This is a genomic window from Pseudomonas sp. G2-4 (genome assembly GCF_030064125.1).
Lineage (GTDB): Bacteria > Pseudomonadota > Gammaproteobacteria > Pseudomonadales > Pseudomonadaceae > Aquipseudomonas.
Window position 1 is genome coordinate 3,813,969 of record NZ_CP125957.1, and the last position, 13,360, is coordinate 3,827,328.

A 13,360-nucleotide genomic window follows, 5' to 3' on the forward strand; every position below is an offset into this window, starting at 1 on the left:
ATGATTCAGGCGTGTTTGCAGCTCAACCATGGGGACTTTTCCCTGGACCTGGATGTGCAACTGCCAGGCCGTGGCGTGACCGCGCTGTATGGTCCGTCCGGCTCCGGCAAGACCACCTGCCTGCGCTGCATCGCCGGGCTGGAGCGACCGCCCCGGGGCTTTATCGAGGTCAATGGTCAAGTGTGGCAAGACAGTGAACGCGGTGTGTTCGTCCCGCCCCACAAACGGCCGGTGGGGTATGTATTCCAGGAGGCGAGCCTGTTCGCACACCTGTCGGTGCAGGCCAACCTGGCGTTCGGCCTCAAGCGCATCGCTGCGGCGCAACGGCGCGTAGACATGGCTCAGGCCACCGAACTGCTGGGCATCGGGCACTTGCTCGATCGACAGCCGCACAACCTGTCCGGCGGTGAACGCCAACGCGTGGGCATCGCCCGCGCCTTGCTGACCAGCCCGCAACTGTTGCTGATGGATGAGCCGCTGGCGGCCCTCGATACCCGGCGCAAAAACGAAATCCTGCCGTATCTGCAACGGCTGCACGATGAACTGGATATCCCGGTGCTGTACGTCAGTCATTCCCAGGATGAAGTGGCGCGCCTGGCCGATCACATCGTGCTGCTCGATGGCGGCCGCGCGCTGGCCAGCGGGCCGATCGGCGAAACCCTGGCCCGGCTTGACCTGCCGCTGGCCATGGGGGATGACGCGGGCGTGGTGATCCAGGGCACGGTCAGCGGGTACGACGCAGACTATCAATTGCTGACCTTGAATCTCCCCGACAGCCCGTTGAACGTACGGGTGGCCCATACGCCACTGGCCATCGGGCAGCCGCTGCGCTTCAAGGTTCAGGCCCGGGACGTCAGCCTCAGCCTGGCGAACGATGCCCAGACCAGCATCCTCAACCGCTTGCCGGTCACCGTGGTCAGCGAACTGGCCGCCGACAACGCCGCCCACGTGCTGATCCGCCTGGAAGCCGCCGGTACGCCGCTGCTGGCGCGCATCACCCGTTACTCCCGCGACCAGTTGCAGTTGCATCCAGGGCAGTTGCTGTGGGCGCAGATCAAGGCGGTGGCAGTGTTGGCGTAGGGCCAGGCCTCCGAGGTTCCCCTTGTGGGAGCGAGCTTGCTCGCGATGACGACGGCACATCCAACATTGATGCAAGCTGATTCACCGCTATCGCGAGCAAGCTCGCTCCCACAAGGGTTTCGGGCAACCGCAGAATCTTGGCACGACCGCAACGGGCTGCGGTCAATCAATCAGAGGCCACTGGATCCGCTGCCAAGGACTTATTTCATGCCCGACACCCTGCCGCCGGATGCACTGCCGGCCGACCTGCATTACGTCGACGACACCGCCCCGGGGATCACCCGCAAGAGATTGCGCGGCAAATTCTGTTATTTCGATCCGCAGGGTCAGCGCATTACCGACGCTGCCGAGATCCAGCGCATCAATGCCCTGGCGGTGCCGCCGGCCTACACCGATGTGTGGATCTGCAGCGACCCACGCGGCCATCTCCAGGCCACCGGCCGCGATGCCCGGGGTCGCAAACAGTACCGTTACCATGCGCGCTGGCGTGAAGTGCGCGACGCGGACAAGTATTCGCGGATGCTGGAATTCGGACGCACCCTGCCGCGCTTGCGCAAACGCCTGGAGGAAATCCTGGCCAAGCCTGGGTTCAGCCGCGACAAAGTCATGGCCACCGTCATCACCCTGCTGGACGTGACGCTGATCCGAGTCGGCAACACCCAATACGCTCGCGACAATCGCTCCTACGGCCTGACGACCCTGCGCAGCAAGCATGTCGAAGTCAACGGCAGTGCCATCGCCTTCCAGTTTCGCGGCAAGAGCGGCGTCGAGCACCAGATCACCGTGAAAGACCGGCGCCTGGCACGGATCATCAAGCGCTGCCAGGAGATTCCCGGGCAGAATCTGTTCCAGTACCTGGACGAGAACGGCGAGCGTCACTCCGTCAGTTCTTCGGACGTCAACGCCTACCTCAAGACCCTCACCGGCGCCGATTTCACCGCCAAGGATTACCGTACCTGGGCCGGCAGCGCGGCGGCGCTGGCCGGGTTGCGGATGCTGTCCTGGGAAACCGAGACCGAGGCGAAAAAACACGTCGTCGAAATGGTCAGGCAGGTCGCCCAGCAACTGGGCAATACGCCAACCGTTTGTCGCAAGTGCTACATTCATCCTGCAGTGGTGGAGGCCTTTCTGCTCGGCGCCCTGAGGCAATTGCCCAAACCCCGGCTGCGCAAAGGCCTCAGCGAAGAGGACGCTGCACTGGCGATGTTTTTGCAGCGCATGACCGAAGCCGCCCAAGCGTGCTGAACGGGACAAATGGTCGTCATGGGATGGGCCGCCCGTGCCCAACCAGAGACGAGGAACATCCGAAGGCCTGCGAACTCCCAACTGTACGACACAGCCGATTCGCAGGCACTTCAACGCGTGAAGTCGACAGGAGTTTCAGATGTCCGAACACATTGTCCATTTCCATTGCCAGATCGATCAGGGCACCACGGAACGCTTTCGGGACAATTGCCTGGAAGCCATCGAAAAAGGCGCCGACTCGCTGATGCTCAACCTCTCCACCATCGGCGGCAGCACCAACTTCGGCTTTACCCTCTACACCTTCATCAAATCCCTTCCCGTGCCGGTGCGTGCGGTGAATGCCGGCAACATCGAATCGATGGGCATCGTCATGTTCCTCGCCGCCAGCGATCGCACCACCACGCCCCATTCGCGCTTTCTGATCCACCCGATGAACTGGTACTTCGGCCAGAAATCGGTGGACCATTCTCGCTTACGCGAATACCTCTCCAGCCTCGACAACGACGTGGCGCGGTACGTGGAGATCTACGTCAAGGAAACCGCCGGCGCCGCCACCCAACTGGACATCTTCAAGTGCCTGTGCGCCGAAGAGCGAGTGATTCCAGCGGAAAACTCCCTGGCCTTTGGCATTGCCCATCGGGTCGAGCAGGTGGTTTTCCCCGCGGACGCCAAGCATTGGAAAGTCAGCGGTGGCGAGGATTAATAAATAGGATGGTTTACACGCCGTTTATAAATTGCGTCAATCTTGTATAAGTTCAAGCGAAGCGGCAGTACAACTTTTATTGCAGTACCGACCATTCGTCGCCAGGGACGTGTTTTTATTAAACTTCCGCCCACGCTCTTCATTCCCAAATAATGCGAGGCACGTTGCTCGCTTAACTCAATGAGGATGTTCGAAATGGCCAATAGCGGAAACAAGAACCCAGGCAACTTCTCAAATGATCGTGACAAAGCTTCTGAAGCCGGCAAGAAAGGCGGCCAGGCGTCGGGCGGCAACGTTCCAAGTGACCGGCAAAAAGGTTCTGGAGCCGGTAATAAAGGCAGCGAACGCGGCCAGGGCGGCGGAAAAAGATCGTAAGGCTCACACCGCTGGGGCGTAGCACTGCTGCGCCCCAGCGCTTGCTCTAACCAACGCTTCAAACATTCTTTCTTTTGAACTTTTATATTCATGCAACGTTCTTGACGCTGCCCCCAGCCACTTCCTTTATCCCCCTGAATATTGCATGTGGCGAAGGCGCTTGTGCCCTCGCCACACGCTCAATATCACATTTAATTAATGTGCATGTTCCTCCATCACTGGGAACATCTGCCCTTTCTGCCAGGCATCCGCACCAGGGTCTAATGGCGGTTCCCCGACAGTCATTCAGCGCTCGGTATACGCCCGCTTCACCGTCTCGATCCAGGCCGGGTCCAGGCGCGACTGTTCGGTATCCAGGTTCAGTTCTCGCATTTTCGCCAAGTGCTCGTCGGCCTCTCGGGCCAGTGAACCCTGGGCGCTGGAGTTGGCGTCCAGTTGATGCATCTGGGCCAGCCCCAAGTGATAGAAGCGCAGCAGTTTCATGGCGGTGGGGTCTTGGGCTTGTACTCCGGCCTTCACCTGGTGCATCACATTGGTAATTTTCATCAGGCTGCGCTTGAGCTGCCAGCCGTACACCGCCGCGGCCATCCATGGTTGCGACCAGAAGTACAGGCGCATCAGCGCAACCATCGCCAGCACCGCGACAATCACCCCGGCGAGATTGAAGCGAAAGTTGTCGCCTCCAGGCGTACCGAACAGCATCACGGCCAGACTGGACAACAGCATCGCCAGCGCCAGGAACGCCACCGCGACGATGAAGGTGCTGCGACGGGTCTGCTTGCGGTAGGTGTCGGCGTCCCACGGTTTGATCTCGAACATCGCGGCGCAATTTCCTTGTACGGCATAAAAAGAGTCACGCATTATCGCCTGCCCGGCCGATTTAGCTATGCTGGGTCTCATTTTGTGTAGCAACCGAACCGAAGGATCCGGATCAAAGTCCATGGCGATACCGCGAGGATCGTGCGATCTTCCTACGTGGACGTATTTTCAAAGATGCCGTCGTCGTGTGCATGGCATCGTTTTCAAGGAAAGCTGAATGACTCAAAGACATGTAATCAACGCTTCTGTAAGCCCAAAAGGCAGCCTGGAGACCTTGTCCCAGCGCGAAGTCCAGCAACTGAGCGAAGCCGGTTCCGGCAGTATCTACACCCTCTTCCGCCAGTGCGCCCTGGCCATCCTCAACACCGGCGCCCATGTTGATAACGCCAAGACCATCCTGGAAGCCTACAAGGACTTCGAGATCCGCATTCACCAGCAAGACCGGGGCGTGCGCCTGGAACTGCTGAACGCGCCGGCCGACGCCTTCGTCGACGGCGAAATGATCGCCAGCACCCGGGAAATGCTGTTCAGCGCCCTGCGCGACATCGTCTACACCGAGAATGAACTGGACAGCCAGCGCATTGATCTCAGTTCGTCCCAAGGCATCAGCGACTACGTCTTCCACCTGCTGCGTAACGCCCGCACCTTGCGTCCCGGCGTCGAGCCGAAAATCGTCGTGTGCTGGGGCGGACATTCGATCAACACCGAAGAATACAAATACACCAAGAAGGTCGGTCACGAACTGGGCCTGCGCAGCCTGGACATCTGCACCGGCTGCGGCCCGGGCGTGATGAAAGGCCCGATGAAAGGCGCCACCATTGCCCACGCCAAGCAGCGGATCCACGGTGGCCGTTACCTGGGCCTGACGGAACCGGGCATCATCGCCGCCGAAGCACCGAACCCGATCGTCAATGAGCTGGTGATCCTGCCGGACATCGAAAAGCGCCTTGAAGCCTTCGTGCGTGTCGGCCATGGGATCATCATCTTCCCGGGCGGTGCCGGTACGGCGGAAGAGTTCCTGTACCTGCTGGGCATCCTGATGCACCCGGCCAACCAGGACCTGCCCTTCCCGGTAGTCCTCACGGGACCGAAAAGCGCTGCGCCGTACCTTGACCAGTTGCACGCGTTTGTCGGTGCGACCCTGGGCGAGGCTGCGCAGAAGCACTACCAGATCATCATCGACAATCCGGCCGAAGTGGCGCGGCAGATGACTCAGGGGCTCAAGGAGGTGAAGCAGTTCCGCCGCGAGCGCAACGACGCCTTCCACTTCAACTGGCTGCTGAAGATCGACGAGGGCTTCCAGCGCCCGTTCGACCCGACCCACGCCAACATGGCCAGCCTGGGCCTGAGCCGCGACCTGCCCGCCCACGAACTGGCCGCCAACCTGCGCCGGGCGTTTTCGGGGATCGTGGCGGGTAACGTCAAGGACAAGGGCATCCGTTTGATCGAGGAACACGGCCCGTACAACATTCACGGCGACGCCGCCATCATGGAACCCCTCGATCGCCTGCTTCAGGCTTTCGTCGCCCAGCACCGGATGAAACTGCCGGGCGGTGCGGCGTATGTGCCTTGCTATCGTGTGGTGACCTGACTTTATGGGTGGGTGGGGGGTTGTGTGTATATCCGTTTTTTTTGTAACGGCTGCTGGCGGTTCCGCTCTTACAGCGGGTCACTTTCGAAGAGCGCGAAAGTAACCAAAGCGCTTGTGCCCCACCACTTGGTGCCTCGCCTAGGCTCGGCATGCCCTCACTCCGGCATTGCTCCGTGGGCCCGCCGCGAAGGACCATCCATGGTCCAGCGCGGCTAACCCGGCATCCATGCCGGGTTGCCCACTGCGCAATGCCTGCGTTCGGCCAGCGTGGTCAACGGGGCGCCCGAGATCAACGTCCGCCGCGAGGCGGCCTGAGAGCCGACCTGGTTGGGGTGGGACCGCGTTTTCCCTGTGGGAGCGAGCCTGCTCGCGAAGGCGATGTCACTGTCAATGGAGATGTTGAATGGGCTGGCCTCATCGCGAGCAAGCTCGCTCCCACAGGTTTTTGTGTCGTGTGCAGATGTTTTGAACCCCCACAAACCCATGTGGGAGCGAGCTTGCTCGCGATAGCGGTGGTTCAGCTACAAAGATGCTGGAGGTTTCCTGCTTTTGCTCTGCTCTGGATCTTGATCTCGATCTCGGCGCCCCATTAACCACGCTGGCCGAACGCAGGCATTGCGCAGTGGGCACCTCGGCATGGATGCCGAGGTAGCCGCGCTGGACCATGGATGGTCCTTCGCGGCGGCCCACGGAGCAATGCCGGAGTGAGGGCATGCCGAGCCTAGGCGAGGCACCAAGTGGTGGGGCTAAAGCGTTTTGCTTACTTTTGCGCTTCTCAAAAGTGAGCCGCCGTAAGGGCGGAACCGCCAGCAGCCGTTACCGCAGCAACGGATATACACACAAACTACCCCCCCCCATAACGACGAGCCGAACTCACAAAACCGGGATCAACCGCATCAACCCACCCTCACCCACCTCGACACCAAGGCCAAGATAATCCTTGATCAGTGGATGAACGGTGACCACCGGATGCGCATGGGTCGCCGTCACCACCCACACATCCGCCCCCGCCGCCTCCCCAGCCTGGATACCCGCCTCAGCGTCCTCAAAAACCAGGCACTCTTGCGGTGTCACTCGCAACCGCTCAGCCGCCAGCCGATAACAGGCAGGGTTGGGCTTGCCATCGCTCACATCCTCGGCAGTGACCATTACCCCGGGACGTGGAATCCCCGCCGCTTCCATACGACGCAAGGCCAATGCCATGGGTGCCGAGGTGACAATGGCCCACTGCTCTGACGGCAGGCCATTCAGAAACGCTGCCGCACCGGTCACTTGCACCACCCCTTCGACGTCTTCGATTTCCTCGCGGGTAATCTGCTCGGCTTCAGCCTGGGCATCCACCCCCGGTAGATGCTGGCGAGCGATGGTGTCGATAGCGCGCACGCCGTGGATCGTCGGCAGGAACGTCGCCACGTCCACACCGTGGCGCAGGGCCCAGCGTGTCCAGATTCGTTCAGCGGCGGCGATGGAATTGAGCAACGTGCCGTCCATGTCGAATAGGAAGGCGCGGTAGGCAATATTGGGTGAAGGGCTGGCTGGCATCGGATCCTCGGTGACGGGTGACGGGTGACGGCCACTGTAACATCGCCAGGCACCGAACCCTTGTGGGAGCGAGCTTGCTCGCGATAGCGGTGGATCAGCCTGCCTCGATGCCGAGAGTGCCGACGCCATCGAGAGCTAGCTCGCTCCCACAGGGGCCGGTGGTGGGTCGATTACACCAACCGCTCAATCGGCTGATGCTGCCAGACCAATTTGTAATACAGCGTCTGCAACAGCAGCATACTCAAATAAGCCACCGGAAACGCCATCCATACCCCTTGCAACCCGAAGTGGGCGTCCAGCAGATACGCCGCCGGCACCTGCACACCAACGATGCAGAAGATTGAGATCGCCACCGGCACCAGCACCGTGCCGCTGGCGCGCATGATGCCGCCGACGATGGCCTGGAAGCCGAACACCAGCAGGCTCCAGAGCATGATGTGCAGCAGGTGTTCGGCCTGCACCCGCGCCGCCGGATCGGTGATGAACAGCCCCAGCAGCCAGTGGGACAACAGATAGCCGAGCACCACCAGTCCACCGGTGAGCCAGAGGTTGATCAGCAGCCCCGTGCGCACGATCGGCCCCAGGCGCTCCAGCCGTCCGGCACCGATAGCCTGGGCGCCGAGGATCGAGGCGGTGATGGCGATCGACAGCGCCGGGAACTGCACGTAGTTGACGATCTGCGTCACCGCGCCGTAGGCCGCCGTGGCCTGGGAACCGTGGCGGTTGACCAACGCCAGGATCACCAGCTCCGACAGTGAAATCACCACCATCTGCAACCCCGTCGGCAGGCCGATGCGCAATACCTTGCCGAGGATGTCCCTGTCCAGGCGCATTACCGCGAACAACGCCCGGTCCAGTGCCAGGGGATGCGCGCGACGGTTCAGGCGCCACGCCAGCATCAGCATGGCCGACGCCGTCCCCACCAAGCCCGCCAGCGCAGCGCTCTGGATGCCCATTTGCGGCAGTCCCAGCCAGCCGCGAATCAGCGCTGGCGTGAGCATCAGCCCGACACTGGTAGACACCAGCAACGCCAGCAGCGGTGACAGCGTATCGCTCACTCCGCGCAGCAACTGGGTAAACACCACGAACACCAGCAGGATCGGCAGGATCCACATCATGACCCGGGCATACGAAACGGCGTCCTCCAACACATCCGCCGGAGTGCCCAACCCCTGCAAGGCCTGACGCGCAAACACGCTGCCAAGCACCGCCGCCACCAGCCCGATGATTGCCCCCAAAAGCAATGTGGCGCCCGCAACGGCCTTCACCGTGCCGGTTTCTCCTGCGCCGTACGCCTGCCCGATCAACACACCGGCTCCCGCGCCCAAGCCAATCACCAGGGCGATAAAGAAAAACACGATGGGAAACATGCCCGACACTGCCGCCAAGGCCTGGGTACCGAGCATTTGGCCGATGTAGATGCTGTTGAGCGTGCCCGACATGGATTGCAGGAAGTTGGACAAGACCATGGGGGCCAGGAACAGGAGGTAGGTTTTCCAGAGAGGCTGGGTGGGCATGGGCACTCGTGATGGCAGGTTCGAAATCCGATGCGGGGTAATTTAGCTTAATCCATACATCTCATCTCGGAAGAATCGGCGCAGGACGTTCTTTGTGGCGAGGGAGCTTGCTCCCGTTGGGCTGCGCAGCAGCCCTGAACTGACAGCGCTGTGACAACGATATCTGACCCATCATTTTGGGGCCGCTGCGCAGCCCAGCGGGAGCAAGCTCCCTCGCCACGGGGTTCTATGGATGGCTTATACCTTCGTCGGTACGCCTCGACATTTCCCAGACTGCGTCTAGTCTGAGGTAGCACAGTGCCACGCACCGCGTAAGCCAATGCCTACAGCAATTTCGGAATCGGACGGCCGGTCTTAAAGTCCGAACGAGGGACGCAGATAACCAGTTATTCGCCAATAACCTGTTAGCAACACTGTTCAAGGACCGAACCATGACGTCGAATTCCCACGGTCATTCCCTTCCTCAAGCCCAGCCGCGCCTCCTCTGGAATGCAGTGCTAGTGGCCATGGCCGCCGGCGTCGGCGTGCTGGCACTCAACGGTCCAAGTGCGCAGAACATTGGTTTGAGTGCTGCGCTTCTGGCCCTTGGCGTCGGTGCAGGGGTATGGGGCGCACGCTCACAACGTCATCAACTCAACAGCGCAGTCGCCGCGGCTGTTGCCCAGCATGCGCTGCAAACCTCTGAACACCTCGCCCATAAAACCCACGCGCAGCTCAACGAAGTCATCCTCGGTGCCATGCCGATCTGGGCCAAGCAGGTGGAAAGCTCCCGGCAGCAGACCGAAACCGCGATTGTCTCGCTGACCAGCCGCTTCACCGGCATTTCTTCACGCCTGGAAGACACCGTGCAAGCCTCACAACTGGCCGCCGGCGAACTGGCCGGCAAGAGCAGCGGCGGCGCAGTGCAGGTGCTGGCCCAGAGCGAAAGCGAGCTGGTCCAGGTGATCGATTCCTTGAAGGCTACCCAGGCCAGCCGCGATGAAACCCTGGCCCAGGTCCGCAACCTCACCGCCTACACCGGCGAGCTGCGGACCATGGCCGCCGACGTCGCGGCGATTGCCGCCCAGACCAACCTGCTGGCCCTCAACGCCGCCATCGAAGCCGCCCGTGCCGGTGAAGCCGGACGTGGCTTTGCGGTGGTGGCCGACGCGGTGCGTGCCCTGTCGAGCAAATCCAGCGAAACCGGTCAACATATGTCAGCCAAAGTCGACGTCATCAATACCGCCATTACCCATTTGGTCCAGGCTGCCTCCAGTGGCGCGGACCAGGACAGCCATTCCGTGGCCGGCTCCGAAGACAGCATCCAGCGCGTGCTGGAGCGCTTCAAGAGCGTCACCGGGCGGCTGGCCGAATCGGCTGACATGCTCCAACAGGAGAGCTTCGGCATTCGCGACGAACTCACCGAAGTGCTGGTCAGCCTGCAATTCCAGGATCGGGTCAGCCAGATCCTCAGCCACGTGCGCGACAACATCGAGGACCTGCATGTGCACCTGCAGCAGGCCAATCAGTCGCCCGACCAGGCCGTTGCCATCGATGCCCGCCAATGGCTGGCACGCATGGAAACCACTTATGCCACCGACGAGCAACGCCGCAACCACCGCGGCGACTCGAGCGCGCAACAAGTTTCACAGGAAATAACCTTCTTCTAGGAGAGCCTTCATGGCTAAAAGTGTATTGGTTGTCGACGACTCAGCGAGCGTTCGGCAGGTAGTCGGCATCGCGTTGAAAAGTGCCGGTTACGACGTGATCGAGGCCAGCGATGGCAAGGATGCACTGGGCAAGCTCAATGGCCAGAAAGTGCACCTGATCATCAGCGACGTGAACATGCCCAACATGGACGGCATCACCTTCGTCAAGGAGGTCAAGAAGCTCGCCAGCTACAAGTTCACGCCGATCATCATGCTCACCACCGAATCCCAGGAATCGAAGAAACAAGAGGGCCAGGCGGCAGGCGCCAAGGCCTGGGTGGTCAAGCCATTCCAGCCGGCGCAGATGCTAGCGGCAGTGTCCAAACTGATTCTTCCCTGATTGCCGGAGGCTGTGATGCCGTTGCTGTACGAAACAATGGATGACACCGCGCAGGTTCACATCGACGGCGAGCTGACGATCTACACCGCGGCGGACCTGGCTGCGCAGTTGCTGCCGCGCCTGGGAGCGACGGCCCACATGGAACTGGATCTGTCGCAGATCACGGAGATGGACGGTGCCGGCCTGCAACTGCTGATGATGGTCCAGCGCGAGGCACCCAAGGCGGGGACTCGACTGACGCTGACTGGTCACAGCAAAGCCGTCACTGAAACACTTGCCCTGTGCAACCTGGTTGCCTAGAGCCCCCGTTACGCCGGACACGACAAAGGATATGAGCGTGAGCATCAATCTCGATCAGGCACAACAAACGTTCATCGTCGAGGCTCGGGAACAGTTGCAGGCGATGGAAGAGTCCCTGTTGCAACTGGAAACCGACCCAGGAGACGATGACGCCATCGGCGCGATCTTCCGGGCGGCCCATACGATCAAGGGTTCGGCCGGACTGTTTGGCCTGGAACCGATCGTCAGCTTTACCCACATCGTCGAAGACGTGCTCGATCGGCTGCGTGACGGCAGCGTCGCAGTCGACCCTGGCCTGATCGCGGTGCTGCTCAAGTCCGGGGATCACATGCTCGAGCTGATCGACGTGGTCGCCAACCAGGGCTCGACCTTGCAGCCCCCTGCCCTGGCCCGGGAAATGGAGCTGTGTCAGATCCTGCAGGAATATCAGGCACCGCCGTCGGCGCCGGACGCCAAGCCCGCACAGGCCGCCGCAACCGAAGCGACCGAGCCTGGCGAAGCGCGCCTCTGGCATATCTCCCTGCGGTTCGGCCGGGAGGTCTTCCGCAACGGCATGGACCCCTTGTCGTTCCTGCGCTACCTGCAAACCCTCGGTGAAATCGTCGAGATCACCACGCTGACCGACACCCTGCCTTCGCTCGAAGAATGGGATGCCGAGTCCTGCTACCTGGGCTTTGAACTGGAGGTCCGCTCGACGGCCTCCTACGCGGCACTCAATGAAGTGTTCGACTTCGTCCGCGAAGACTGCACGATTGAAATTTGCGCCATCGACGATCCAGCCATGCCGACTGGCACCAGCCTGGTTGCACAGCCCCAAGAAGACGGCGCCGAAAGCACCGCCATGGTGACCACCGGAGAATTGATGACCGACCAACGCTCGACGCCACGGCTGCCCGCCCAGGTATCGGACAAGGGCGAAAACAAGGCCAAGGACGGCGCCTATGTGCGGGTCAACGCCGACAAGCTGGACGAATTGATCAACCTGGTCGGTGAGCTTGTCATCGCCAGTGCCGGTGCCAGCCTGTTGGCACGCACCTGCAATAACGACCCATTGCAGGAGTCCACCTCGACGGTGTCGGCACTGGTGGAGGAAATCCTCGATGGCGCCCTGCGCTTGCGCATGATCCCCATCGGCGAAACGTTCAATCGGTTCCGTCGGGTGGTGCGCGACGTCAGCCAGGAGTTGGGCAAGGACATCGACCTGATCATCAGTGGCGCGGAAACCGAGCTGGACAAGACCGTGGTGGAAAAAATCGGCGATCCGCTCATGCATTTGCTGCGCAACGCCATGGATCACGGCATCGAAACCGCCGAAGCTCGGCTGGCGGCCGGCAAGCCGGTCAAGGGCCACCTGCACCTCAACGCCTATCACGACTCCGGCAGCATTGTGCTGGAAATCGCCGACGACGGCGCCGGCCTGAATCGCGACCGGATCCTGGAAAAAGCCCAGGAACGCGGCCTGGTCGCCCCCGGCGCGAGCCCGACCGACCAAGAGATTTACAACCTGATCTTCGAACCCGGTTTCTCCACCGCCCAGGCCGTCACCAATCTTTCGGGACGGGGCGTGGGCATGGACGTGGTCAAGCGCAACATCACCCTGCTGCGCGGCACGGTCGACCTGGACAGCCAACCGGGCAAGGGCACCGTGGTGCGCATCCGCCTGCCGCTGACCCTGGCGATCATCAATGGTTTTCTGGTGGGCATCGACCAGTCCACCTATGTCATTCCGCTGGACATGGTCCAGGAATGCATCGAGCTGAGCGAAGACGACGGGGTTGCCAGCCGCGAGCAAGGCTATCTCGACCTGCGCGGCGAAGTACTGCCCCTGGTGTACCTGCGCGATCACTTCAACCACGAAGGACCGGCCTCGCGCCGGCAGAACGTGGTGGTGGTGCGTTACGCCGAACTCAAGGCCGGGCTGGTGGTGGATGACTTGCTGGGTGAATTCCAGACCGTCATCAAACCCCTGGGCAAGCTGTTCGGCGCACTGCGCGGGATCAGCGGCTCGACCATCCTGGGCAGTGGCGCCGTGGCGTTGATTCTCGACGTACCAGCCCTGCTCAGCCAGATCGTACAGATAGAAAACCGCTACACCTCAACTCAACCACAACAAGCCACTGCTCGCTGACGCTTTAGCAATTCCATGGAGAGGTACTTCCC

Annotated in this window: 12 protein-coding genes; 9 read left to right on the forward strand and 3 right to left on the reverse strand. The window is 61.4% G+C overall.

Annotated features, from left to right (window positions below; translation table 11 throughout):
• The 4 genes from modC (at position 1) to QNH97_RS16575 (ending at position 3,403) form a co-directional block, all read left to right on the forward strand.
• Positions 1–1,080, forward strand: coding sequence for a molybdenum ABC transporter ATP-binding protein (gene modC, locus QNH97_RS16560; RefSeq protein ID WP_283552972.1), 1,080 nt, complete (start codon positions 1–3; stop codon positions 1,078–1,080).
• A 207-nt stretch (positions 1,081–1,287) separates the two neighbouring features.
• A complete protein-coding gene (locus tag QNH97_RS16565) occupies positions 1,288–2,325 on the forward strand; it encodes a DNA topoisomerase IB (RefSeq protein WP_283552973.1) in 1,038 nt (345 codons plus the stop codon).
• Between the two features lie 139 nt (positions 2,326–2,464).
• Positions 2,465–3,028, forward strand: coding sequence for an ATP-dependent Clp protease proteolytic subunit (locus QNH97_RS16570; RefSeq protein ID WP_283552974.1), 564 nt, complete (start codon positions 2,465–2,467; stop codon positions 3,026–3,028).
• 195 nt (positions 3,029–3,223) lie between these two features.
• Positions 3,224–3,403: a con-10 family general stress protein gene (locus tag QNH97_RS16575; protein WP_283552975.1), complete on the forward strand. Its 180-nt coding sequence runs from the start codon at positions 3,224–3,226 to the stop codon at positions 3,401–3,403.
• Between the two features lie 285 nt (positions 3,404–3,688).
• Here QNH97_RS16575 and QNH97_RS16580 read toward each other — a convergent pair whose 3' ends face one another.
• Positions 3,689–4,222 (reverse strand): DUF3087 family protein, encoded by a 534-nt coding sequence (locus tag QNH97_RS16580; protein WP_283552976.1) that lies wholly within the window; start codon positions 4,220–4,222, stop codon positions 3,689–3,691.
• A 217-nt stretch (positions 4,223–4,439) separates the two neighbouring features.
• Here QNH97_RS16580 and ppnN point away from each other — a divergent pair, with 217 nt between their 5' ends.
• Positions 4,440–5,813, forward strand: a complete 1,374-nt coding sequence (ppnN, locus tag QNH97_RS16585) for a nucleotide 5'-monophosphate nucleosidase PpnN (protein WP_283552977.1) — start codon at positions 4,440–4,442, stop codon at positions 5,811–5,813.
• Between the two features lie 873 nt (positions 5,814–6,686).
• On the opposite strand, the gene QNH97_RS16590 is transcribed toward ppnN, so the two are convergent.
• Together QNH97_RS16590 and QNH97_RS16595 are read right to left on the reverse strand one after the other, a co-directional pair.
• A complete protein-coding gene (locus QNH97_RS16590; protein WP_283552978.1) occupies positions 6,687–7,355 on the reverse strand; it encodes an HAD-IA family hydrolase in 669 nt (222 codons plus the stop codon).
• A 170-nt stretch (positions 7,356–7,525) separates the two neighbouring features.
• Positions 7,526–8,872: an MATE family efflux transporter gene (locus QNH97_RS16595; protein ID WP_283552979.1), complete on the reverse strand. Its 1,347-nt coding sequence runs from the start codon at positions 8,870–8,872 to the stop codon at positions 7,526–7,528.
• A gap of 737 nt (positions 8,873–9,609) precedes the next feature.
• On the opposite strand from QNH97_RS16595, the gene QNH97_RS16600 reads away from it, so the two are divergent.
• Genes QNH97_RS16600 through QNH97_RS16615 form a run of 4 tightly spaced genes read left to right on the forward strand, consistent with a single transcriptional unit; the run spans position 9,610 to position 13,328 of the window.
• Entirely contained in the window at positions 9,610–10,521 is a 912-nt protein-coding gene (locus QNH97_RS16600) for a methyl-accepting chemotaxis protein (RefSeq protein WP_502944544.1), read from the forward strand.
• A gap of 10 nt (positions 10,522–10,531) precedes the next feature.
• Positions 10,532–10,900 (forward strand): response regulator, encoded by a 369-nt coding sequence (locus QNH97_RS16605; RefSeq protein WP_003203044.1) that lies wholly within the window; start codon positions 10,532–10,534, stop codon positions 10,898–10,900.
• A 15-nt stretch (positions 10,901–10,915) separates the two neighbouring features.
• On the forward strand, positions 10,916–11,200 hold the full coding sequence (locus QNH97_RS16610) for an STAS domain-containing protein (protein WP_283552981.1): 285 nt from the start codon (positions 10,916–10,918) through the stop codon (positions 11,198–11,200).
• 37 nt (positions 11,201–11,237) lie between these two features.
• Positions 11,238–13,328 carry a chemotaxis protein CheA gene (locus tag QNH97_RS16615; protein WP_283552982.1) on the forward strand — a complete coding sequence of 697 codons (2,091 nt, stop codon included), beginning with the start codon at positions 11,238–11,240 and terminating at the stop codon, positions 13,326–13,328.
• The last annotated feature ends 32 nt before the right edge of the window (positions 13,329–13,360 follow it).

Coding starts and splice junctions, on each gene's coding strand:
- modC (WP_283552972.1), top strand. CDS start 1: ATGATTCAGGCGTGTTTGCAGCTCAACCATGGGGACTTTTCCCTGGAC.
- QNH97_RS16565 (WP_283552973.1), top strand. CDS start 1,288: ATGCCCGACACCCTGCCGCCGGATGCACTGCCGGCCGACCTGCATTAC.
- QNH97_RS16570 (WP_283552974.1), top strand. CDS start 2,465: ATGTCCGAACACATTGTCCATTTCCATTGCCAGATCGATCAGGGCACC.
- QNH97_RS16575 (WP_283552975.1), top strand. CDS start 3,224: ATGGCCAATAGCGGAAACAAGAACCCAGGCAACTTCTCAAATGATCGT.
- QNH97_RS16580 (WP_283552976.1), bottom strand. CDS start 4,222: ATGTTCGAGATCAAACCGTGGGACGCCGACACCTACCGCAAGCAGACC.
- ppnN (WP_283552977.1), top strand. CDS start 4,440: ATGACTCAAAGACATGTAATCAACGCTTCTGTAAGCCCAAAAGGCAGC.
- QNH97_RS16590 (WP_283552978.1), bottom strand. CDS start 7,355: ATGCCAGCCAGCCCTTCACCCAATATTGCCTACCGCGCCTTCCTATTC.
- QNH97_RS16595 (WP_283552979.1), bottom strand. CDS start 8,872: ATGCCCACCCAGCCTCTCTGGAAAACCTACCTCCTGTTCCTGGCCCCC.
- QNH97_RS16600 (WP_502944544.1), top strand. CDS start 9,610: ATGCCGATCTGGGCCAAGCAGGTGGAAAGCTCCCGGCAGCAGACCGAA.
- QNH97_RS16605 (WP_003203044.1), top strand. CDS start 10,532: ATGGCTAAAAGTGTATTGGTTGTCGACGACTCAGCGAGCGTTCGGCAG.
- QNH97_RS16610 (WP_283552981.1), top strand. CDS start 10,916: ATGCCGTTGCTGTACGAAACAATGGATGACACCGCGCAGGTTCACATC.